Origin of the sequence: Chitinophaga niabensis (assembly GCF_900129465.1) — a bacterium.
Classification (GTDB): domain Bacteria; phylum Bacteroidota; class Bacteroidia; order Chitinophagales; family Chitinophagaceae; genus Chitinophaga; species Chitinophaga niabensis.
In genome coordinates this window covers 3,676,273-3,697,213 of sequence record NZ_FSRA01000001.1, presented here as the reverse complement: position 1 = coordinate 3,697,213, position 20,941 = coordinate 3,676,273, and the positions used below count along the sequence as shown (strand labels likewise).

At 45.8% G+C, this 20,941-nt stretch carries 17 protein-coding genes and 1 tRNA gene; all 18 read left to right on the top strand.

The features are described 5' to 3' along the window. Positions 1–11 precede the first annotated feature (11 nt). Positions 12–1,838 (top strand): RagB/SusD family nutrient uptake outer membrane protein, encoded by a 1,827-nt coding sequence (locus BUR42_RS14620; RefSeq protein WP_074239940.1) that lies wholly within the window; start codon positions 12–14, stop codon positions 1,836–1,838. Between the two features lie 25 nt (positions 1,839–1,863). Continuing rightward, complete coding sequence (locus tag BUR42_RS14615; protein WP_074239939.1) at positions 1,864–3,048, top strand: BT_3987 domain-containing protein; 1,185 nt, start codon at positions 1,864–1,866, stop codon at positions 3,046–3,048. A 4-nt stretch (positions 3,049–3,052) separates the two neighbouring features. Next, positions 3,053–3,859 carry an endonuclease/exonuclease/phosphatase family protein gene (locus BUR42_RS14610; protein ID WP_084185575.1) on the top strand — a complete coding sequence of 269 codons (807 nt, stop codon included), beginning with the start codon at positions 3,053–3,055 and terminating at the stop codon, positions 3,857–3,859. Positions 3,860–3,986: 127 nt separating this feature from the next. Beyond that, positions 3,987–4,502, top strand: a complete 516-nt coding sequence (locus tag BUR42_RS14605) for an RNA polymerase sigma-70 factor (protein WP_074239937.1) — start codon at positions 3,987–3,989, stop codon at positions 4,500–4,502. A 107-nt stretch (positions 4,503–4,609) separates the two neighbouring features. After that, positions 4,610–5,533, top strand: a complete 924-nt coding sequence (locus BUR42_RS14600; protein ID WP_074239936.1) for a FecR family protein — start codon at positions 4,610–4,612, stop codon at positions 5,531–5,533. A gap of 101 nt (positions 5,534–5,634) precedes the next feature. Continuing rightward, positions 5,635–8,913, top strand: coding sequence for a TonB-dependent receptor domain-containing protein (locus BUR42_RS14595; protein ID WP_074239935.1), 3,279 nt, complete (start codon positions 5,635–5,637; stop codon positions 8,911–8,913). Between the two features lie 15 nt (positions 8,914–8,928). Further along, the gene (locus BUR42_RS14590; RefSeq protein WP_074239934.1) at positions 8,929–10,149 is read left to right on the top strand and encodes a hypothetical protein; all 1,221 of its coding nucleotides are present in this window, start codon (positions 8,929–8,931) and stop codon (positions 10,147–10,149) included. A gap of 67 nt (positions 10,150–10,216) precedes the next feature. Continuing rightward, positions 10,217–11,446, top strand: a complete 1,230-nt coding sequence (locus tag BUR42_RS14585) for a hypothetical protein (RefSeq protein ID WP_143197450.1) — start codon at positions 10,217–10,219, stop codon at positions 11,444–11,446. 114 nt (positions 11,447–11,560) lie between these two features. Further along, positions 11,561–12,352, top strand: coding sequence for a hypothetical protein (locus BUR42_RS14580; protein ID WP_074239932.1), 792 nt, complete (start codon positions 11,561–11,563; stop codon positions 12,350–12,352). A 9-nt stretch (positions 12,353–12,361) separates the two neighbouring features. Beyond that, positions 12,362–13,708: a S41 family peptidase gene (locus BUR42_RS14575; RefSeq protein ID WP_084185574.1), complete on the top strand. Its 1,347-nt coding sequence runs from the start codon at positions 12,362–12,364 to the stop codon at positions 13,706–13,708. Positions 13,709–14,401: 693 nt separating this feature from the next. After that, positions 14,402–15,007 carry a DUF4254 domain-containing protein gene (locus tag BUR42_RS14570; RefSeq protein ID WP_074239930.1) on the top strand — a complete coding sequence of 202 codons (606 nt, stop codon included), beginning with the start codon at positions 14,402–14,404 and terminating at the stop codon, positions 15,005–15,007. Next, positions 14,991–15,992 (top strand): glycosyltransferase family 9 protein, encoded by a 1,002-nt coding sequence (locus BUR42_RS14565; protein ID WP_074239929.1) that lies wholly within the window; start codon positions 14,991–14,993, stop codon positions 15,990–15,992. Before BUR42_RS14570 ends, BUR42_RS14565 begins: the two co-directional genes overlap by 17 nt. Positions 15,993–16,095: 103 nt before the next feature. Further along, positions 16,096–16,166: transfer RNA gene (locus BUR42_RS14560), tRNA-Gln, on the top strand. Between the two features lie 148 nt (positions 16,167–16,314). Next, positions 16,315–16,995: a hypothetical protein gene (locus BUR42_RS14555; RefSeq protein ID WP_143197449.1), complete on the top strand. Its 681-nt coding sequence runs from the start codon at positions 16,315–16,317 to the stop codon at positions 16,993–16,995. A gap of 64 nt (positions 16,996–17,059) precedes the next feature. Beyond that, positions 17,060–17,569 (top strand): OmpA family protein, encoded by a 510-nt coding sequence (locus tag BUR42_RS14550; RefSeq protein WP_074239927.1) that lies wholly within the window; start codon positions 17,060–17,062, stop codon positions 17,567–17,569. Between the two features lie 162 nt (positions 17,570–17,731). Then, positions 17,732–18,937: an efflux RND transporter periplasmic adaptor subunit gene (locus tag BUR42_RS14545; RefSeq protein WP_074239926.1), complete on the top strand. Its 1,206-nt coding sequence runs from the start codon at positions 17,732–17,734 to the stop codon at positions 18,935–18,937. Next, positions 18,934–19,683: an ABC transporter ATP-binding protein gene (locus BUR42_RS14540; protein ID WP_074239925.1), complete on the top strand. Its 750-nt coding sequence runs from the start codon at positions 18,934–18,936 to the stop codon at positions 19,681–19,683. Before BUR42_RS14545 ends, BUR42_RS14540 begins: the two co-directional genes overlap by 4 nt. Positions 19,684–19,692: 9 nt before the next feature. Further along, positions 19,693–20,913: an ABC transporter permease gene (locus BUR42_RS14535; RefSeq protein WP_074239924.1), complete on the top strand. Its 1,221-nt coding sequence runs from the start codon at positions 19,693–19,695 to the stop codon at positions 20,911–20,913. Positions 20,914–20,941 lie beyond the last annotated feature (28 nt).

The window sequence follows — 20,941 nt, the reverse complement described above, 5'->3', positions numbered from 1 at the left end:
ATCACAAACTCATGTACAGATCAGGAATCGTTCTTTTTCTGCTGACGATATTTTCATTAACTGCCTGCCAGAAGAATTTCCTGGACCAGGTGCCGGATGACCGCATTACCATAGACCAGGTGTTTAACCGCAGAGACCTCTCTGAACAATACCTGGCCAATATTTACAACACTGCTATCAGGGACCATGCAGGCGTTACTGCAGGTATCCCCTGGATCGGTTGTTCTGATGAAGGAGATGTATCCTACGACCGTGTTGATTACTATTCTTTCAAGATCAATATTGGTAACTGGAATGCATTATCCAATTACTATAACTTCTGGCAGGGATACTACCAGGGTATCCGTTCAGCTACTTACTTTATGTCCCGCATAGGTAAGAACGAGCAACTGCTCAGTGAACCGAATGGTGCAGAGCTGATCAAACAATATACAGGAGAGGCCAGGTTCCTCAGGGCTTACTGCTACTTCCTGATCATGGAGCAATATGGTCCTGCTGTACTGGTTGGTGATGATGCTATTCCTGTGGACCTGCCCATCAGCGATCCTCGCCTCAACCTGCCGCGCAGCTCTTTTGATGAATGTGTGGATTATGTAGTGGAAGAACTGGATAAAGCAGCTACGGAATTGCCGCTGCATTTCACCGTACAAAGCGAAATGGATTACGGCCGTGCTACCAAGGCAGCCTGTATGGCGGTGAAGGCACGCCTGCTGTTGTATGCGGCAAGTCCTTTATTCAATGGGAATAAAGACTATGCAAACTTTAAGAACACAGATGGTAAACAACTGGTCAACCAAACAGAAGATATCACCAAATGGCGCAGGGCGGCAGATGCATCCAAAGCGATCATAGATGAAGGGCTTTTCTCTTTATATAAAAAGAGCGATCCCATCGTTTCCCTGCGTGATATTTTCTTAGATACCTGGAACAGTGAATGGATCTTTGCGCGTGCAAAAAGTTCTATCTCTGCCTGGGAGCGTACTGCTACACCGAGAGGTATTGCTGCGGGTTACTCTGCAACAGGCCCTACTCAAAAACAGGTAGATGCTTACGAAATGGAAAACGGCATGCGGCCTATTACTGGCTATAACGCAGATGGTTCTCCTGTTATCAATACAGCTTCCGGTTATAAGGAAACAGGTATGTCCACCGTAGCTACAAAATATACTACTGTTGGCACCTACAATATGTATGTGGGAAGAGAGCCGCGTTTTTATGTAGCGGTATCTTATGCAGGCAGTTACTGGATCAACCCTTCAGAAGGTAATAAAGTGATCCAGACGTGGTTCTCCGGAGAATCCGGCAAGAAAGGCTCCTGGGACCATTCCCGCACAGGTTACCTGAACCGTAAGAATGTATCCCCTCTGACCAATCCTCGTCTCAATAAATACCAGGACCGTGCCTATCTCATGTTCCGTTTCGGGGAGGTGCTGCTGAACTATGTGGAAGCATTAAATGAAGCAGAACCGGGGCACAGCGACATCCTGTTGTACCTGAACATGATCCGCGACAGGGCAGGTGTTCCGCAATACGGCCAGGGTGCTAATCCTTTGCCTGTACCCAATGGACAGGCAGCGATGAGAGAAGCCATCCGTCACGAACGGCAGGTAGAACTGGCATTTGAATACCTCCGTTATTTTGATACCCGCCGCTGGAAGATCGCAGAACAAACAGAGGGCGGTGCATTTTATGGTATGAACGTAGATGCAGATCCGCCGGCTTTCTATCGCAGAACAGTATTTGAAACAAGAGTGTTCCGGAAGAACTATTATCTCTTCCCGGTACCACAGTCTGAAATAGATATTGACAAGAACATTGTGCAGAACCCGGGATGGTAATTGATCACGTTTAACATTATTCGACATGAAGTATTTACTCAGTATACTCTCTATTATCCTCATTTCCGCCTGTAAGTACGATAAGGATATTCCTCATCCGGAATTGTATGAAAAGGTATATATGCCGCAGGCAGTGAACCTGCCTTCCATCGTTAACCTGGTGATGGCAGACACACCACAGACCATCATCTTCGGTGCCGCCTTTGGTGGGCCGCGTAATAACAGCAATAACCTGGAAGTAAAGTTCAGGGTAGACGCATCACTCGTAGCTGCTTATAATCAATTGAACGGTACTGCCTACGAAACTATGCCGGCAGGTAGTTATGAACTACTGCAAACCAGCGGGACCATTGCAAAAGGACAGCAAAGTACTGCACCCCTGAAATTGCAGATCAAAACAGCAGGTGTGCTGGAATCATTGAAGAAATACCTTTTGCCGGTTACGATAGAGCAGGTAACAGGTAATGTAGCAGTGAATGAAAACCTGCGCACAGCCTATTTTTTAGTGGAAGCGCAAAGAGACGGCCTGAACCTGAAAGTGATCTCTTATGGTAAGAAGTCTACCGTATTTGATGTGAACGCAGTGGCAGATGTTTTGCGTCCCTTAGGCGGAGACCTGATTGTGATCAGGGAGATAGACAAGAACACTAAACGTAGCGGATATGTGGATATGCCTGCAGAGATCGCGAAGAAGCTGGGTATGTTCAGCTACTTTGCCAAAGCCATTAATCATGATGGCGGAGAATATGGTACTGCCGTATTATCCAAATTCCCGATCACAGACAGTGCGGCATTTATATTGCCCACACCTTCCGGCGAACCCGGTCCGCTGGCTGTGATCAAAGTGAAAGTAAAGGAAGGGCAGACCCTCACATTTGCCGGCACACACTTCAATGCGAACGTTACTTTAAGGGCGGGGCAACCAGCCAAGCTGCTGGAATTCTTACAGCCGTATGACGGGCCGGTGATCGTGGGAGGCAACTTCAATGATCAGCTGGCGGGAGATACCTACCTGGCCTTAAAAACACGCTTTACGCTGATCTGTACAGAAGGTTGTGCTTTCAATTATCCGGCTACCAACCCTGCCAGCAATACAGATTATATCATCTATTCACCGGCTAACCGTTTCAGGGTAGTGGAGAATAGAGTAGGAACTGTTTCCACCAGTGATCACCTGCCTGTAATTTCTCAAATGCAGGTTTATTATTAGTAGTATGATGAGATTAATTTTATTGTCCTTCCTGGCGCTCTCCTGCAGTAAAAGTAATGGAGGCACCAATCCTCCGGTACCGGTAGATACTTCCGTAAAGGTGCGTGTGAAAGTGCTGAGTTATAATATCCGCAGGGGTATTCCCATGACAGGCACTGCGATAGATCTGCAGGGAACGGCAGATGTGATCAAATCCATTCAGCCGGACCTGGTAGCACTTTCCGAAGTGGACCGTTATACAAAACGCAGCGGCGCTACAGTGGACCAGGCGAAAGAATTAGGCCGGTTAACCGGGATGTATTCCTACTTCACCAAAGCCATGGCATATGACGGTGGTGAATACGGAGATGCTGTACTGTCCCGTTTTCCGATCCTGGATTCCCTGCGGCTGGAATTACCGATCGCGCTGGCAGGTTCAGAACCAAGGTCTGTGGCTATGATCACGGTAGAAGCAGAAGGCATGAAGTTCAACTTCGCAGCTACCCACCTGGATCACCTGGGAGCAGAAGATAACCGCATCCTGCAGGCAAACAGGTTGGTGAAAGATCTGACGCAAAACCCATTGGTTCTTGCAGGTGATCTGAATGCTTTGCCAACGAGCCAGACGATCGGCATCTTAAAGCAGCAATTCACTATGGGATGTTTGAATTGTGCCTATACTTTCCCCTCGGATAAACCGGACAGAACGATCGATTATATTATGTTCAAACCTGCGAATCATTTCAGGGTGATCAGTTATGGACCGGTTACCGGAAAGCTGGCTTCAGACCATTTACCGCTGGTGGCTATTTTGCAGATGACCAAAAAATAATAAGAAAACCATGTTTATGCTGGCCCCAGAGCGATCCGTTGCTCTGGGGTTTTTGCTTTTACGTATGTTAACATTCAAGTAACATGTAACGCCTACATTTATCCACGTTAATTTCAATTGTTCTGTCATGCCCGAAATTCCAGCAAAAGTACTTTTTGAGGAGTTGTTTGTCACAAACCGGGACAAGGTCTACCGCTTTGCATACAAGTTAACCAGCGATGCAGAAAGGGCGGAAGAGATTACACAGCAGTGTTTTGTGCGGTTATGGGAGAATATAGAGCGGGTGCAGCCCGGCCAGGATATTTTCCCGCTGTTATTTGTTTACGTGAAGAACATCGTGATCGATGAAACCCGTAAGTTATACCGGGAAAAGAAAAACCTGGGTGAGTTAACCCTGCATAAGAAAGAAGTGCAGGATGAGGATTCAGCAGAGAATACCTTATTGTACAAAGAGTTACGTAAAGAAATACAACAACTGGTTGCCCGGTTGCCTGAACAACGGCGGAACATTTACCTGATGAGCCGCGATGAAGGCCGTTCCCATAAAGAAATTGCTGACCAATTGTCCCTATCACCTATGACCGTCAGGAATCACCTGCAGCTGGCTTTACAGTTTATCCGCCGGGAGCTGACGGCCCGTTAACCATGTAATGTTACCAAATTATGAACTCCGTTTTTTCATTGGTACATCCCTCTTTTACAAACGTACTCTTATTGCAACCGGGTTAATAACCACCGTTTGACTAACACATGAACCACCAATTGTTGGATAAATACTTTAAAGGCCTTTGTACCGAAGCGGAACAGGAACAGGTGGAAGCCTGGCTGGATCAACAGGATAACAGGGAGCTGGACGGGTATCTGATGACAAAATGGGATGAGCCAACACCGGTTAAAGAAATAAGACGGATCCCATGGCTACGGATGGCCGCTGCGGCCGCCGTACTGGGGATCATCGCAACAACTGCGTACCTGTTGCAGACAAAAACAATGCCTCAAACCCTCCATGTACAACACATGGACACCTTATCCAACAACGGGCCAGGTGTAAAACTGGTGCATATGCCGGATGGTACCGCCGTATGGCTGAACGGGTATTCCATGCTCATGTATGATGAAACCTATAATGTTAAAAAGCGGGAACTGTGGCTGAAAGGAGAGGCTTATTTTGAAGTGGAAACAAACCAGGAAAAGCCTTTTAGTGTAAATGCAGGCGGATTGATCACAACAGCATTGGGTACTTCTTTCAATATTGCTACCCCCAGCTATTCAGACAGTAGCATCCATGTAAGCCTCATCTCAGGGAAAGTAGCCGTGAGTGCAGAAGATACCGCCGTTGCATTTTCAAAGATATTGTTACCCGGCAACAGGATCAGCTACAGGAACAACAGGGAATATAAAGAATCAACGTTTACCCCCGGCGAAGCTACAGACTGGAAAGAAGGTAAACTGATCTTTGATAATACGCCGCTGGATGAGGTATTTGCCAAATTACAGCGCCGGTACGGACAGGCCTTTATATTAACAGATAAAGCTATTGCGGCAAAAAGGATGACTGCCACCTTCCCGTTGCAGGTATCACTTGAACTTGTACTTAAAAAAATGTCGTTTGTTCAGCGCATCTCCTATAGCCAGAAAGGAGATAGCACTTTTGTACACATCACGAAGGATTAATTCATAAACAGACCCGGATACGAAAGCAGGGAGACCCCTGCTATCAGGTATCTTATGCGCATGCTTCATCTCAACCAGATATAAAAAAGTAACAAAAACGTATGCAGAATTTTACACGTAAATTTTTTAACAGGCGCACAGCCATCTATTTAACATTTGCTATTTTATTATGCGGGCAGCACCTGGTATTAGCTGCACAGTCATATAAAACACTGCAACAAAAGATTTCTTTAAAAACAGGGAAGACCAATGTGGCAGAGGTGGTCAAAGCACTGCAATCGCAAACTTCTTTTATTTATGCATATGATCCTTTATACCTTGGTAAATGTGCCGTGTCAGAACTGGAATATTCTTCGGCTGACCTCGGAAAAGTATTAGAATTCCTGGACAGGAATACACCCGTAGATATCGACTACAACAATAATACAATTGCCATCCGTGCAGGCAAAGCCGAAGCGTTGGCAAGAAGGATAGAAGATGGTACGATCTCCGGAAAGGTGGTGGACAACCGTAATGAACCACTCCCCGGCGTAACCATTATGGTAGAAGGAAAAGGAGGTACTGTAACGCAGGTGGATGGCAGTTACACAATTAAATTACCCCCGGGTAAATATGTGCTCACATTCCGTTACATCTCTTATAATACGCAGAAGGTTACAGATATCATCGTAAGAGAAAAACAGTTGACGCCGCTGAATGTGTTAATGACCTCCTCTTCTTCTGCTTTGAAAGAGGTAGTGATCACCGGAAATTATCAGAAAGCTTCCGTGGAAGGGCTGTATGCACTGCAGAAAAATAATGCTGCGGTGTCTGATGGTATCAGTGCAGAACAGATCAGGGTTACACCGGATAATAATGCGGCACAGGTATTAAAAAGAGTGAACGGCATCACCGTGCAGGACGATAAGTTTGTGACCGTACGGGGATTGAGTGAGCGTTATAATAATGTGATCCTCAACGGTGCTAATCTGCCGAGTACAGAACCTAACAGAAGGAACTTTTCCTTTGACGTGATCCCCAGCGCACTGATAGATAATATCATCGTAAATAAAACAGCTACGCCGGATATGCCGGCAGAGTTTGCAGGTGGCCTTGTTCAGGTAAATACACGGAGCATTCCGGAAAAGAACTTCCTGTCCATAACATTAGGAACAGGCATTAATACCAACAGCACCGGTAAGTCTATGTACGGAACAAAACGTGGTGGTAATGATTACCTGGGCTTTGATGATGGAACGCGTGGCTGGTGGAATAAAGATTGGAATAATGAAGAATACCGCAAATATCTGGGTGCGGGAGATAAGGAGAACCGCAGCAGGATGGAAAGGGCTATACCCAATAACTGGGGCTTGCGTGCTTACCAATATTCACCGGTGCAGAATTACCAGCTGATGTTAGGCCGGAAAATGGATCTGAAAGACAAGGTCTCTTCCTTTGGTGTTACGCTGGCAGCCACTTACCGCCATGAAGAAAGCATCGTAGATGAAACACGTTATTTTCCTTCTTATTATCTCTACGATAGTGCAAACACTTACAATTTCAACACCGCCCTGGGTGCAGTATTGAACATTGGCTTTCAAACAAAAGGGCATAAGGTAGCTTTTAAGAATTTATACAACAGGCGTTTCAGTAATGAGTCCAATGCTTTTTACGGCACTAACTGGGACAGAGGGGATGGGCCGGTAAAATATTATATAGACGTAACGCTGATCAATGCTTTATGGCAGAACAGGCTGGAAGGGGAGCATCTCCTGGGTAAACACCTGAAGTTCGACTGGTCTGCAGATAACATTGTGCTGGACAGGGATCAGCCGGATACAAGGGCATCTAATGGGCGTATGAGCAACGGACCCAAAGGGCAGTTCAGGAATTATAACCTGAACGACGGTTCCAGCGGTATCCTGTCAGACGGGTTAACCATCTTTAATTCCAAGCTGAAGGAAAGACGTAAGAATGTACTGGGCAACTTTACCATACCATTTAAAATTGGCAATACAACACAAAACCTTAAAGTAGGATATGCAGGCACTTTCCGGAATGCGGACAACAAAAGCCTTGCACTGCGGATGTATTATGATCCAACCGCGAATACGCCTGCTGCACTGGCAAGGATAGACAGTGCTGTATTTGGCAAGGCGGATTATGAATTACACTCGTCGGAACTTATTCAACCCGGTATGCTGCAGTACCAGCCCTCTGGTATTGGCAGGCAGGGATTTGCGGGAGATGATTATACCGGCAAACAACAGATCCATGCTGCTTACCTGATGACGGACCTGAAATTCCTGCAGCACTTCCGGTTTATAGGCGGGGTGAGAATGGAGCAGAGTGCTATGGAACTGCAGGGTGTTTCTTATAACTATAGAACAGGATTGCCGAGAGATACTACGGTGAAATACAGTAAAACGGACTGGCTTCCTTCTTTCAACCTGGTGTATAGTTTGAATGACCGTATGAACTTCAGGTTGGCATATTCACAAACCTTAGCCAGGGCTGATTTCAGGGAAAGAGCACCCTACATCTATTATGAATTCAAAGAAAGAAGTTCTTATAAAGGAGCAATAGGGTTGAAAGATGCGAAGATCACCAATTGGGATATCCGTTATGAATATTACCCGGCTCCGGGCGAAGTGATCTCTCTCTCCGCCTTCTACAAGAAGTTTCATGACCCCGTGGAGTTGATAGGTGATTTCAGCAGTGGAAATGCAACCGGCATCTTCTACTATTTTAACCTGCAAAGCTCTACAAGCAAAGGATTTGAACTGGATCTCCGTAAGTCTTTAGGTTTTATCCAGCCAAATTCCAAACTGCTGAAACAGATCTATATAAGTGCAAATGCTTCATGGATGGAAGCGAACGTGCGGTATAATACATCAGAATTACTTAATGCGGCAAATGGTGTAACCGGTAGAAATGATACTACCCTGGCACCGGATTCCCGTAACCGACCATTGCAGGGCCTTTCTCCTTACGTGCTGAATGGTGGCATCGGTTACTTTGGAGATGTGATAGGGTTGAACATTGCTTACAACCGCTATGGTCCGCGCATCATAGTAGGTGGTTACCAGGCATGGCATGATCAGTATGAGAACCCGCGCGATGTGATAGATGTACAGTTAAGTGCCAACCTGTTGAAGAAACGTATGCAGGTAAGGCTGAACTTGAGCGATCTGTTACAGCAGGATTATGTTATTTACCAGAACCAATCCCTGAAGCCATCGGGTAATTCCGGCGGTGGAAGTGAAACGGACCTTTATATGATGAGCAACGAACCGAATGGCGATCCCAAAGGGAACAGGTATAACAAAGGATTGGATTATGTACGTCACCGCTGGTTTAAGGGAAGGAACCTGAGCATGAACATCACCTATAATTTTTAAAAAGCCGGTTTAGAAATGAGAACACTTACTATTATAGTCAGCGTGCTGGCCCTGGCAACCTTTGCCGCTTGCAAAAAGGACGCGAAACAAAATGATCATAATGTAAGAGCAGGTATTCTGCCAAATGGCTCCGCATTACCCGGTGTTATTAGTACGAATGTAGAGCTGGTGGCTAACGGTACTTATTATCTTAATGGCAAAACTTATGTGAAGCCAGGAGGAAACCTGATCATCAATGCAGGTGTTACTGTAAAAGGAATACCTCAATTTACCCCAGCAGAGGCTTCTGCACTGATAGTTACCCGTGGTGGTTTGATCCATGCTGTTGGCACATTGGAGAATCCGATCGTATTTACTTCTAACAGTAATTTCCCTGCTGTTGGAGACTGGGGTGGTATTGTGATACTGGGAGATGCACCCACCAATAAATTTGAGCCTGTTATTGAAGGCATTGATCTGCCCACACTCCCTATCGGTGTAGATGTACATTATGGTGGTGCTGATGCCACAGACAGCTCAGGCGTATTGAAATTTATCCGCATCGAATGGGCAGGTGCCAGCGTTTCTGATAATAATGAACTGAACAGCCTCACACTCGGGGGTGTTGGTAGCCGTACCGTACTGGACTATATCCAGGCCTCATATGGAAGGGACGATTCGTTTGAGTTCTTTGGGGGCACTGTAAATGCTACTCACCTCGTATCCCTGAGCACAAATGATGACATCCTGGACTTTGATCTTGGTTACACTGGTACAGTTCAGTATGTACTGGGTGTTCGTAAGCAGGGTTTTGTGTATGCTGATGCAAATGGTATTGAATCAGATAATGATGCAAGTGGTTCAGCAGACATTCCGAAAACACAGCCGTCCGTTTCGAATATCACTATAATAGGCAGAGAAACTGCTGCTTTCCCCGGCACGCTCTATGCTGCACGCTTCAGAAGAAATTCAGGCATGAATGTCACCAACGCCGTTTTCCTGGGATATGGAATGGGAATTCAGGTAGTATCATCAACTGTGTTCAGCGGCAACGTTATACATGCATTCAGTGCCCTTGGTCCTGTTCCTGCAGGTAATGAAGCTCACCTGAATCCTGTCAATTCAAATACAGATATCCAACTGATTGATCCATTTGGTAGTCCTTTTGACCCAAATACTACATTGCCGGCGCATGCAGGTAAGGGTTGCGACCCGGACTATTCTTACTGGTTCCTGACCTGGACTGCAGGTCTTTAAAACACAAAATTCATTGCATCCATTAGATAACAAATCATTCATTAAAACCTTAGAAAAAATTCAAACCATGAAAAAGCTCATGATTGCAGCCAGTGCGCTGACCCTGTTAACCTTTGCTGCCTGCAAAAAAGAAGGCCAGCAAGCTGATCAAAATGTAAAAGCAGGTATCCTGCCAAACGGTTCTACCTTACCCGGTATTATTAACGCTAATGTGGAACTGGTGGCATACGGTACTTACTATCTCGACGGAAAATCCTATGTTGTACCTGGCGGAGACCTGGTGATCAATGAAGGCGTTACCATTAAAGGTATCTCTAAACCCACACCAGCAGAAGCTTCTGCATTGATTGTTACCCGCGGTGGTTTGATTCATGCAGATGGTACCAACGCTCCGATCGTATTCACTTCTAATAATGCTACTCCTGCAGTTGGTGACTGGGGTGGTGTTGTGATCCTGGGTAATGCTCCAACTAACCAAAGCAACCCAACCATCGAAGGTATTGACCTGCCTACACTGCCTGTAGGTGTTGACGTACATTATGGCGGTAGCACTCCCGCAGACAATTCCGGCATACTGAAATATGTTCGTATCGAGTGGGCTGGTGCTAACGTGTCAGACAACAACGAACTGAACAGCCTCACCCTGGGTGGTGTAGGTAGCGGTACCGTTCTGGATTATATCCAGGTTTCTTATGGCAGGGACGATGCGTTTGAATTCTTTGGAGGTACTGTAAATGCTACTCACCTCGTATCTCTGAACACAAACGATGATATCCTGGATTTTGACCATGGTTACACTGGTAATGTTCAGTATGTAATTGGCCTTCGCAGGGCAGGTTTTGTTTATGCTGATGCCAATGGTATCGAATCAGACAACGATGCAAACAGCTCTTCGCTGACTCCAAGAACACAGCCTACTGTTTCTAACGTTACCCTGATCGGCGGAGAAACTTCTGCTTTTGCAGGTACATTGAATGCTGCACGTTTCAGAAGAAATACAGGTCTTAACGTTACCAACTCTATCTTCCTGGGTTATGGTAATGGTATCACCCTGGAAGGTGGTGCATCAGGTACTTTCAGCGGAAACGTTGTTCATGCATTCAGCACACTTGGCCCTATTGTGGTACCAGGTAACGAAGTTTACATCAACGCCAGTAACTCAAACACAGATATCCAATTACTGGATCCATTTGGTGTTGGTACTTTCGATCCAAACACTACATTACCTGCACATGCCGGTAAAGGTGCAGACCCAGCTGGTTCTTATTGGTTCCTGACCTGGACTGCTGGTCTGTAATATCTTATTAAAAATAACTGCTTTTACATTTGTAAAAATGGTGCAACGAATTTTTAGGCAGGTGATAGTTCCCTATCACCTGCTTATTCTGTAATACCAATAAAATTTATGTTAATGAAAAGAAACATTTTACTCGTTTTATTTATTTGCCTTGCTGCATGTAAGAAGGAAGGCAACCTGCAAGTGGAAAAAAATATTATGGAAATGTCTGCCACCAGTTATTGGGCAGATGAAACGGCGGTATCAGCGCTAACATGGAACAATGAAGTATTGCTGGATAGTATGAGTAAAACTAAGAGCAGCATCAACAGGAAGATAGTGGAAAAGGGAAATGGAAAACAACATCTGCAACTAAAGAACCTGAAAAGCGGAGAAACATGGATAGATACCCTGCTGGACATCCCTGCTAGCTTTGTTTCCTTCACTATTTTACAGTTTGAGAAAACCGGGAAACCCCAATTCCTCCTCAATGCAAAGGGAGAATCATCATCACCGGACAAACGGAAGGTTGGTTTTAGCTATTCAGATCCGGAATTGCCTGAAAAGCTCACGCTGGAACTTTACCGTGTTAAAATGCTCAACGCCATTACACCAGGCGAAGGCATGAATGCGCCGATTGCTGTATTCGAAAATCTGCAACGGGGTAAATTCACTGGTTTTACCACCATCGATTATTTTGCGGGTTTTGAAACAGGCGTAAGATTCGTTTTCAAATTAAAGGATGCTGCAACAAATACTTATCTGCCCAATGCAGATCAAATCGATCCTGCCAGGTATGCAAAGGGAGGAAGGATGTTTTTAACCGCTACTGCTTTAAAAGATATAGGCAGTGCTATTTTTGATATTAAACGGGCTGTTAACGGCACCGCTATCACCTATAGCTCTACCCAGCTTGCCGGATTTTAAATCATATTTATGTACCTGCGATTGCTTTGTTTGATATTGTTATTCAGCGCCTGCCGCAAGCAGGATGCCCCTGCGCCTGCCGGACCGGTAACGCAGCAGGAGATCAATAACTGGATATTGGCCAATATGCGGGAGTACTATCTTTGGAATCAATCCCTTCCGGCCGTGGCAGATGGGCAGCAGGAACCCGTTGCGTTCTTTAACAGTCTCAAACAGCCCACGGACCGGTTCTCTATTATATATAATGAAAGCAATTTCCCGAAAGGAATGTTGCGGACATTCGGTGTTGATTATTATGTAATTCCCTGGGCACAGGCTCCGGGAGGAGCTATCGGGATCATTAATTTTGTGATCCCCGGTACCGCAGCGGCGCTTAACGGGCTCAAAAGAGGAGATTATTTCACCCGTATCAGTAATACCATTATTACTCCCGCAAATGCACAGCAATTAGGGAAGGACCTGTTGCAAAAGAACAAAAGCAATATTACCACAGCCAAAGTGGCGGATAACGGACAGGTTACAGAAGTACAACAGGTAGCCATAGAGGGAAGGCTTATCGTAGAAAATCCCCTTTATGAAAAGAAAACATGGCAGATCAATGGGAAGAAAATAGCCTATCTCTTCCTGAATAATTTTGATGACTATTATAATAATGATGTGCTGCAGGCATTCCGGAAATTTAAGGAAGAAGGCGCTTCAGAACTGATCATCGACCTCCGGTATAACCCGGGTGGCAGTGTAACCGGAGCTGCCCTGCTCAGCGCACTGGTGGCTCCCGGCCTTGATGAGCTGAAACCTTTTGTTCAATATGCCGGTAATGCAAAACAACAGGTAAAGATGCGTTCCTTTAAAGATGTTTTAGCTGTTCCCTCCGAAGATAATAAAGTGATCCCTTTCGGTGCATTGGCACCGGGGCAGTTATCCCTTCCTAGGGTATTCATACTGGGAACTGCCATTACAGGGTCCGCAGCAGAATTAGTGATCAACAACCTCAAACCTTATACACAGGTAGTGCTGATCGGCCAGACCACTTTTGGCAAAGATGTGGGCGCTGTGAGCATTACAGATAAACGTATTCCCTGGTCCCTGCTCCCTATTACCTATAAATTATCAAACGCCAGGGGAGAAGGCGGATATGAAAACGGCATAACACCACAATATGTGAGTGACGAGAAAAGTATACTGCCATTATTCCCTATCGCGGATCAGCAGGACCCGCTGATAGCCAAAGCGCTATCCCTGATTGCCGGTGGAGGAAGGCAGGGGCAGTTTGAACGTATTACGCCAACTGTACAAGTTTTATATGACTCCAGGCAGCTTTTAAGCGAGTCATCCATTGTTATTCTCCCGGACTAATGATTATGAGAAAATTTGGGTAAAGTACAACAGCGCAGGGATCTCCCCGCGCTGTTCTTTTTTTTGTTAATGCCCTACTGCAGCAATGCAGCGTTTCCAACAGTCACGGATAAACTTTCTATGCCATTTGAGACCTTTTAAGATCACTAACAGCGCAGTTTTCAATGGGTTGGGAATTCCTTTTTTTCATTTGTTAAAAAATTAACCACTGCAATATTATCACAGCAACGCGTTGTAATTTAGTATTGCACTCAAGCAAAAAAGACTTAAGACAGATTTACCAATTTAGCCTGACAAATAAGTGAACAGTCAACTTGTGATAACCCAACATTACCTAAAAGCAGAAGACATAACCAGATAAAGACACGGACGATCCCCAAAAAGATCCTCCTCACAGATAAGATATTTACCATGCTGTTATTAGCAGTGTTGCTGTCGTCACCAACTTGCTAATAACAAGCATGTGTAATCAGCTAATTGCAATGGCGCGAGCTTTTTTGAAAAGCCCTCTTTAGAGAACCATTAAGAGCCTACACAATTGCATTCTCGAACATTCACATGATTTATGCCCGGCACATTGTATCTACAGTGTGCTTTTTTTTTGCGGTAACGTGTAGGGTTCTGCGTTAGCCCCTGCCGGGCCGGGGAGATGCGGGGCATGGGATTTTCAAAATTCCAGACTACATTTGCTGCATGTTTACTGAACTTTGTATAGGCATTTTTGACCAGAGTATCCGGGATTACCACATTCACAATGATATTTACCGGAAAGTGGAGAACCCATATGGAAAAACCACCGTGGAACACCTGTTATACGGGAAAAACTGGATAGATACTGTGCAGTGGCACCTGGAAGATGTGGTGCGGGACCCCCATATAGACCCGGTAAAAGCACTGGACCTCAAACGCTGGATCGACCGCTCCAATCAGGAACGGACAGATATGGTGGAATACATTGACAGTTATTTCCTTGATAAATATAAGGACGTGATCCCCCAGCCAAAGGCTACCATTAATACGGAAAGTCCTGCCTGGGCAATAGACCGCCTTTCCATCCTTGGTCTCAAGATCTACCACATGCGGGAGGAAGCTACCCGCCCGGATGCCAGCGAAGAGCATCGTAAAACCTGCCAGCGCAAACTGAACATCCTGCTGGAACAGCAAAAAGACCTTTCCACTGCCATCGAGGAGTTGCTGGAAGATATCAGCAAGGGCCGCAAATACATGAAAGTGTACAAACAGATGAAGATGTACAACGATCCTTCCCTCAATCCTGTATTATATGGCCAAAAGCCGTAGTATCCTGGCTATACGGTTTTCTGCCATGGGAGACGTGGCCATGACCATTCCCGTGATGAAAGAGGTGCTGGATGCTCATCCGGAACTTACCATCATTTTCGTGACCAATAAGAACTGGGGACCACTCTGTGAGGGGATCCCCCGCCTGGTATTTGTGCCGGCTGACCTGAAAGGAGTGCATAAAGGGGTTAGGGGCCTGTACCGGCTCTTTTCTTCTATACGTAAGGCCTTTCCGGAGATCAGCGCAGTGGCCGACCTGCACCAGGTATTGCGTTCCCGTATCTTAAGGACCTTTTTCCGGCTCCGGGGGATTCCGGTGGCCGTGATAGATAAAGGGCGGGAAGGGAAAAAACGACTGACACAGAAAGAAGGGAAGGTACTGCAACCCCTGACCACTACCATTGAACGGTACCGGCAGGTTTTCCGGGAACTGGGGCTGGAACCGGGAATTGCGGGTTCGGGAACATTACCCCGGCAGGCCAGTGATAAAGTCCGGATCGGCATTGCCCCCTTTGCCACATATAAAGAAAAGACCTATCCTATTGAAAAAATGGAAGAGGTGATCCGGCAGCTCACTGCAAAGGAAGAAGTGGAAGTGTTGTTGTTTGGCGGCGGAGCACAGGAAGTGGCACAATTAAATGCACTGGCGGCCAAATTTAGCCGCGTGCAGGTGATGGCAGGGAATTTCAGCCTGAAAGAAGAATTAGCCATTATCAGCAGGTTAAAACTGATGGTAAGTATGGATTCCGCCAATATGCACCTGGCCTCTCTGTTTGGAGTACCCGTAGTATCTGTCTGGGGGGCTACACACCCTTATGCAGGATTTATGGGATATGGCCAGAAAGAGGAGTTTGCGGCACAGATAGATCTCTATTGCAGACCATGTTCTGTTTTCGGAAATAAACCCTGTTTCAGAGGAGATCATGCTTGCATGGAACAATTATCTCCGGAACGGATCGTTGAAAAAATATGGATGTTGATTTGATGAAATGCTTGTGGGGACAAGGATTCCAAGGTTTTTTACAAAAAAAGAGGAAGTTTTTTTTGCAGAAATAAAAAAAAGTATACTTTTGCAATCCCAATCACGATGTCCCATAGTATAATGGTAGTACGACAGATTTTGGTTCTGTTTGTCTTGGTTCGAATCCAGGTGGGACAACAAAGGGTTAGAGAAGATCTTCGCAGGTCTTCTCTTTTTTTATTACCCCTCTTCCCGGCCTCATTCACTTTATAACAATTATTTCATACCTGTTTTGTTGTTAGACCCCCGCAACAAGACTAATTTCCCTGCCTAAACTATTCATTTTATGAAACATGTTTTATTGACTGCAGCGCTTTTTATGACGCTTGCGGTACATGCACAGAAAAGTTCATTAACGGAATATCCCGGTACTTACAAATTGGGTACGGGTGATGCCGCACAAGATACCAGGGTGGAGTTGAAAGAAGACAAATTGACGATCAGCGGTAGCAGAGGGAGTGCTAATCTCAGCATGCTGAAACCTGATACCTTCTCTGTGGATGAATATGGTGGTGAGGTCATCTTCCTTCGTAACCCCGTTAAACAGATCTCCGGTATCAAAGTAAACATCCCTGTAGCCAATATAGATCTGGAAGGTATCCGTGTAGAAGATCTGGTTGACTATGTAGGTACCTATAAAGTGGGCACTGGTTATGACGAGGATGAAGTGAAAGTAACTTTGAAAGATGGTGTTCTTACTGCCAGCAGTCGCGCTGGTAGCGCAGACCTGGGCCGTCAGGTAGCAGATACTTTTAAGGTAGAGCGATATGGCGGTTATATAATATTCAGACGTACTGCCAATAGGATTTCCGGTATTAAGATTGACATTCCTTCCGCTAATATCAACATAGAAGGCGTGAGGGCAGGCGTTACAGAGCCCCCTGCTGCATATATAGAATCTGCGGAGTATAAAAAGGGGCCTCACATAGCCAGAAGAGACTCATATCAATCAAATCCCCAATATTAAATTAAAACTGCATAAAACGCTGATAATCTATATTTTAGATACCTTCGCAGCAAAATTATGCATAATGAAAAAAATGTTACTCCCGGTAATTACCGCATTGATTGTACTAACCTCCTGCGCTGCTTCTAAAAAACTGACGGCTGAGCAGCAATACATGAATAAGCAATACAAAGAACTAAAGAACGTATTGAATGAGGCAGAGGTAAGTATCCTTAACGACAGTCTCAAAGTGATCTTCCCGGATCATATACTCTTTGCCACCGCGTCTGACCAGTTAAAAGATGATATCAAACCCACGTTTGAACGTTTTGCGGGTGTGCTGAATAAGTATGATAAAACAAAGATCATGATCACCGGGCACACGGATAATACCGGCGTGGCGGCTTATAACAGGGACCTGTCTGAAAGACGCGCCGTAAGTGCTAAACAATTACTCAATAATAACAAGGTAGATAATGAACGTATGTTCACCTGGGGGCTTGCAGACCGCGATCCTATCGGGGATAATACCACTGAGGCCGGAAAAGCGAAGAACCGCCGGGTGGAGTTTGTGATCCTGTATAACCTGAAATAGGCATTGCCTGTTTAAAATGGCCCGCCGGTTCTGTGAAAACAGCGCCGGCGGGCCATTGTCATTTTACCAGGTCAACATAATCTGCATAATATTTGTTAAATAACATTATCTGCTTAAACCCTGCTGTCAGCTTGTAGTCATTGATCATGTTAATGATAACAGATGAAAAAGTATAGAAAGGGCATTATTACAATTGTGCTGATCCTTGTGGCGGTGGTAGCTATCTGGTATTTCTTCATCAGAAAGAAGGAGGTACCCATCAGCTTTGAGACCGCACAGCCGGAATATGGGCATATCGCCACCACGGTTACGGCCACGGGTACACTCAGGCCTGTAGATACAGTGGCTGTAGGTACACAGGTATCCGGTACCATCAAGCACCTCTATGTGGATTATAATACACAGGTGAAAAAGGGGCAACTGCTGGCGGAGCTGGATAAATCTTTGTTCCAGGCACAGGTGGACCAATTCAGGGCTAACCTGCAGGTAATGAAAAGTAACCTGGAATATCAGCAGAATAATTTTTCAAGGCAGGAGATGTTGTATAAACAAGGTGTGATCGCCAAAGCAGATTATGACCTTGCCTACAACCAGATCAACCAGGCCAAAGCCAATGTAGCCAGTGTAAATGCACAACTGCAAACAGCGTTAAAGAACTTTTCCTTCACTGAAATATATTCTCCGATAGATGGTGTGGTACTCAACAGGAATGTGAGCCTGGGGCAAACGGTAGCCGCCAGCTTTAATACACCCACCTTGTTTGTGATAGCAAAAGATATTGCACATATGCAGGTGGAAACAAGTGTGGATGAAGCTGATATTGGCAACGTGGCAGATTCGCAACGGGTCACCTTCACCGTAGATGCATACCTGGATGATGTGTTTGATGGGAAAGTGCAGGAGATCAGGTTGTCGCCATACGTATCATCCAACGTGGTCACCTACAATACCATTATCAATGCCTCCAATGCAGCCATGAAACTGAAGCCGGGCATGACGGCCAACGTAACCATCTTCACTGCGGAAAAAGACACTGCCTTGCTCTTACCCGTTAAAGCCCTGAAGTTTCGCCCTGATTCTACAGGTTTGAAGGACTATGTGATGGTGAGTGCAGTACATAAGAATCCTACTAAAGATAAACCAAAGCAGCGTGCGGGATCTTCCAACTACGTTTGGGTAATAAGGGGTGATACCCTTTTGCAGAAACACATCCGCACCGGTTTAAATGATAACACACATATAGAAGTACTGTCTGGCCTAACACCGCAGGATGTGGTGGTAATGGCCATGAATGGCAGCAGTGATCCTGCAGCAGCGGGAGGTACAGGCAGTCCTTTTATGCCAAGGATGGGAGGGCGCAGGCGATGAGCAACAAAATACTTGAACTACAGGAGATCCGGCGGGAGTTCGTGATGGGCACGGAAGTAGTACGCGCACTCAAAGGTGTTTCCTTTGATGTGCATGCCGGGGAGTTTGTTACGATCATGGGCAGCAGCGGTTCCGGGAAAACAACCCTGCTTAATTTACTGGGCTGCCTGGATAAACCCACATCCGGTAATTACCTGCTGGATAGTGTGAATATAAAAGACTTGTCGCGCAATGAACTGGCCAGGCTGCGCAATCATAAAATAGGTTTTGTGTTCCAGGCATATAACCTGCTCCCCCGTACTTCTGCATTGGAAAATGTAGAATTGCCTTTGTTCTACAATCCTTCACTAAGCACACAGGAAAGAAAGGCAAGAGCTGTGAAAGCATTGCAATCCGTAAAGTTGGGAGACCGGCTGGACCATATGCCCAATCAGCTTTCTGGCGGACAGCAGCAACGGGTGGCCATTGCACGTGCATTGGTAAACGAGCCTGTGATGATCCTGGCAGATGAAGCTACCGGTAACCTGGATACGCGTACATCTTATGAGATCATGATGCTGATGCAGGAATTGAATCAGCAGGAAGGAAAAACCATCGTGTTTGTTACGCACGAACCGGATATTGCCGCATTCAGCAGCAGAACGGTGATGTTGCGGGATGGGAAAGTAGTGAAAGACAGTATCAATGAAAACGTACGTTCGGCAAAGGAAGCACTCGCTGCATTACCTGTAGCGGACGACTATTAAATCCGGGAAATGAATGCAATGAACCTCATACGGATCGCATTAAAAGCACTGCAACGCAATAAGCTGCGGGCATTCCTCACTATGCTGGGCATCATTATCGGGGTGGCTGCCGTGATTGCGATGGTGGCAATAGGCGAAGGGTCCAAGCAAAGTATCCAGTCGCAGTTAAGCAGTATGGGCTCTAATATGATCACCATCCTGCCCAGCAGTAATGTAAGCGGTGGAGTAAGGGTAGAAGGTTCCAGTTTTCAAAGCCTTACCATTGAAGATGTAAAGGCGATAGAACGGAATGCAGAATATGTAAGCGAGGTATCACCGGTATCTTCCACAAAAGGGCAGGCGATCTATGGTGCATTGAACTGGCCTACCAGCCTGCAGGGCGTAGCACCTTCTTATTTTGATATCCGAAAACTGGTGGTGCAGGACGGTGTGAGCTTTACCGATGCAGATGTAGCCTCATCTGCTAAAGTATGTGTGCTGGGGCAAACCGTGATCAACAATCTATTTCCCAGTGGTGAAAGCCCTGTAGGCAAGGTGATCCGGCTCAACTCCATTCCCTTGCAGGTAATAGGTACATTGGCGCCAAAGGGGCAGAGCTCTTTCGGGCAGGACCAGGATGATATCATCCTCACGCCATATACTACAGTACAAAAGCGCATCCTGGCTACTACTTATTTCCAGAGCATCTATGCTTCTGCAATCAATGAGAATTCATCTGTACAGGCTACAGATGAGATCATTTCCATTCTTCGGGAAACACACCGCCTGCGGCCGGCGGATGAAAATAATTTCCAGGTAAGAACAATGGAAGAACTGATCAAAACACTCGGTTCCACCAGTAGCTTATTAACGGTATTGCTCACCGCTATTGCAGGTATTTCCCTGGTGATAGGAGGGATAGGCATTATGAATATCATGTACGTTTCCGTTACGGAACGCACAAAGGAAATAGGATTGCGGATGTCCATCGGCGCAAGAGGGGTAGACATCCTGCTGCAATTCCTGGTAGAAGCTATTATTATCAGCATTACGGGAGGCATCATAGGAGTATTATTGGGTATTACTGCTGCAAAGGTGATCACACTCACGTTGGGATGGCCAACACTGGTATCTGAGTCCTCTATTGTATTATCCTTTATGGTTTGTGCGCTGACGGGTGTATTCTTTGGATATTACCCTGCACAGGCGGCTTCCCGGCTGGATCCTATTGAGGCTTTGCGGTATGAATAGCTTTTTCCCGTATATTTATGGAGATAAC

What these genes read in the sequence shown, in the direction of transcription:
- BUR42_RS14585 (WP_143197450.1), top strand. Translation starts at nt 10,217, where the DNA reads ATGAAAAAGCTCATGATTGCAGCCAGTGCGCTGACCCTGTTAACCTTT.
- BUR42_RS14595 (WP_074239935.1), top strand. Translation starts at nt 5,635, where the DNA reads ATGCAGAATTTTACACGTAAATTTTTTAACAGGCGCACAGCCATCTAT.
- BUR42_RS14540 (WP_074239925.1), top strand. Translation starts at nt 18,934, where the DNA reads ATGAGCAACAAAATACTTGAACTACAGGAGATCCGGCGGGAGTTCGTG.
- BUR42_RS14555 (WP_143197449.1), top strand. Translation starts at nt 16,315, where the DNA reads ATGAAACATGTTTTATTGACTGCAGCGCTTTTTATGACGCTTGCGGTA.
- BUR42_RS14610 (WP_084185575.1), top strand. Translation starts at nt 3,053, where the DNA reads ATGATGAGATTAATTTTATTGTCCTTCCTGGCGCTCTCCTGCAGTAAA.
- BUR42_RS14535 (WP_074239924.1), top strand. Translation starts at nt 19,693, where the DNA reads ATGAATGCAATGAACCTCATACGGATCGCATTAAAAGCACTGCAACGC.
- BUR42_RS14550 (WP_074239927.1), top strand. Translation starts at nt 17,060, where the DNA reads ATGAAAAAAATGTTACTCCCGGTAATTACCGCATTGATTGTACTAACC.
- BUR42_RS14575 (WP_084185574.1), top strand. Translation starts at nt 12,362, where the DNA reads ATGTACCTGCGATTGCTTTGTTTGATATTGTTATTCAGCGCCTGCCGC.
- BUR42_RS14605 (WP_074239937.1), top strand. Translation starts at nt 3,987, where the DNA reads ATGCCCGAAATTCCAGCAAAAGTACTTTTTGAGGAGTTGTTTGTCACA.
- BUR42_RS14570 (WP_074239930.1), top strand. Translation starts at nt 14,402, where the DNA reads ATGTTTACTGAACTTTGTATAGGCATTTTTGACCAGAGTATCCGGGAT.
- BUR42_RS14590 (WP_074239934.1), top strand. Translation starts at nt 8,929, where the DNA reads ATGAGAACACTTACTATTATAGTCAGCGTGCTGGCCCTGGCAACCTTT.
- BUR42_RS14545 (WP_074239926.1), top strand. Translation starts at nt 17,732, where the DNA reads ATGAAAAAGTATAGAAAGGGCATTATTACAATTGTGCTGATCCTTGTG.
- BUR42_RS14620 (WP_074239940.1), top strand. Translation starts at nt 12, where the DNA reads ATGTACAGATCAGGAATCGTTCTTTTTCTGCTGACGATATTTTCATTA.
- BUR42_RS14565 (WP_074239929.1), top strand. Translation starts at nt 14,991, where the DNA reads ATGGCCAAAAGCCGTAGTATCCTGGCTATACGGTTTTCTGCCATGGGA.
- BUR42_RS14580 (WP_074239932.1), top strand. Translation starts at nt 11,561, where the DNA reads ATGAAAAGAAACATTTTACTCGTTTTATTTATTTGCCTTGCTGCATGT.
- BUR42_RS14600 (WP_074239936.1), top strand. Translation starts at nt 4,610, where the DNA reads ATGAACCACCAATTGTTGGATAAATACTTTAAAGGCCTTTGTACCGAA.
- BUR42_RS14615 (WP_074239939.1), top strand. Translation starts at nt 1,864, where the DNA reads ATGAAGTATTTACTCAGTATACTCTCTATTATCCTCATTTCCGCCTGT.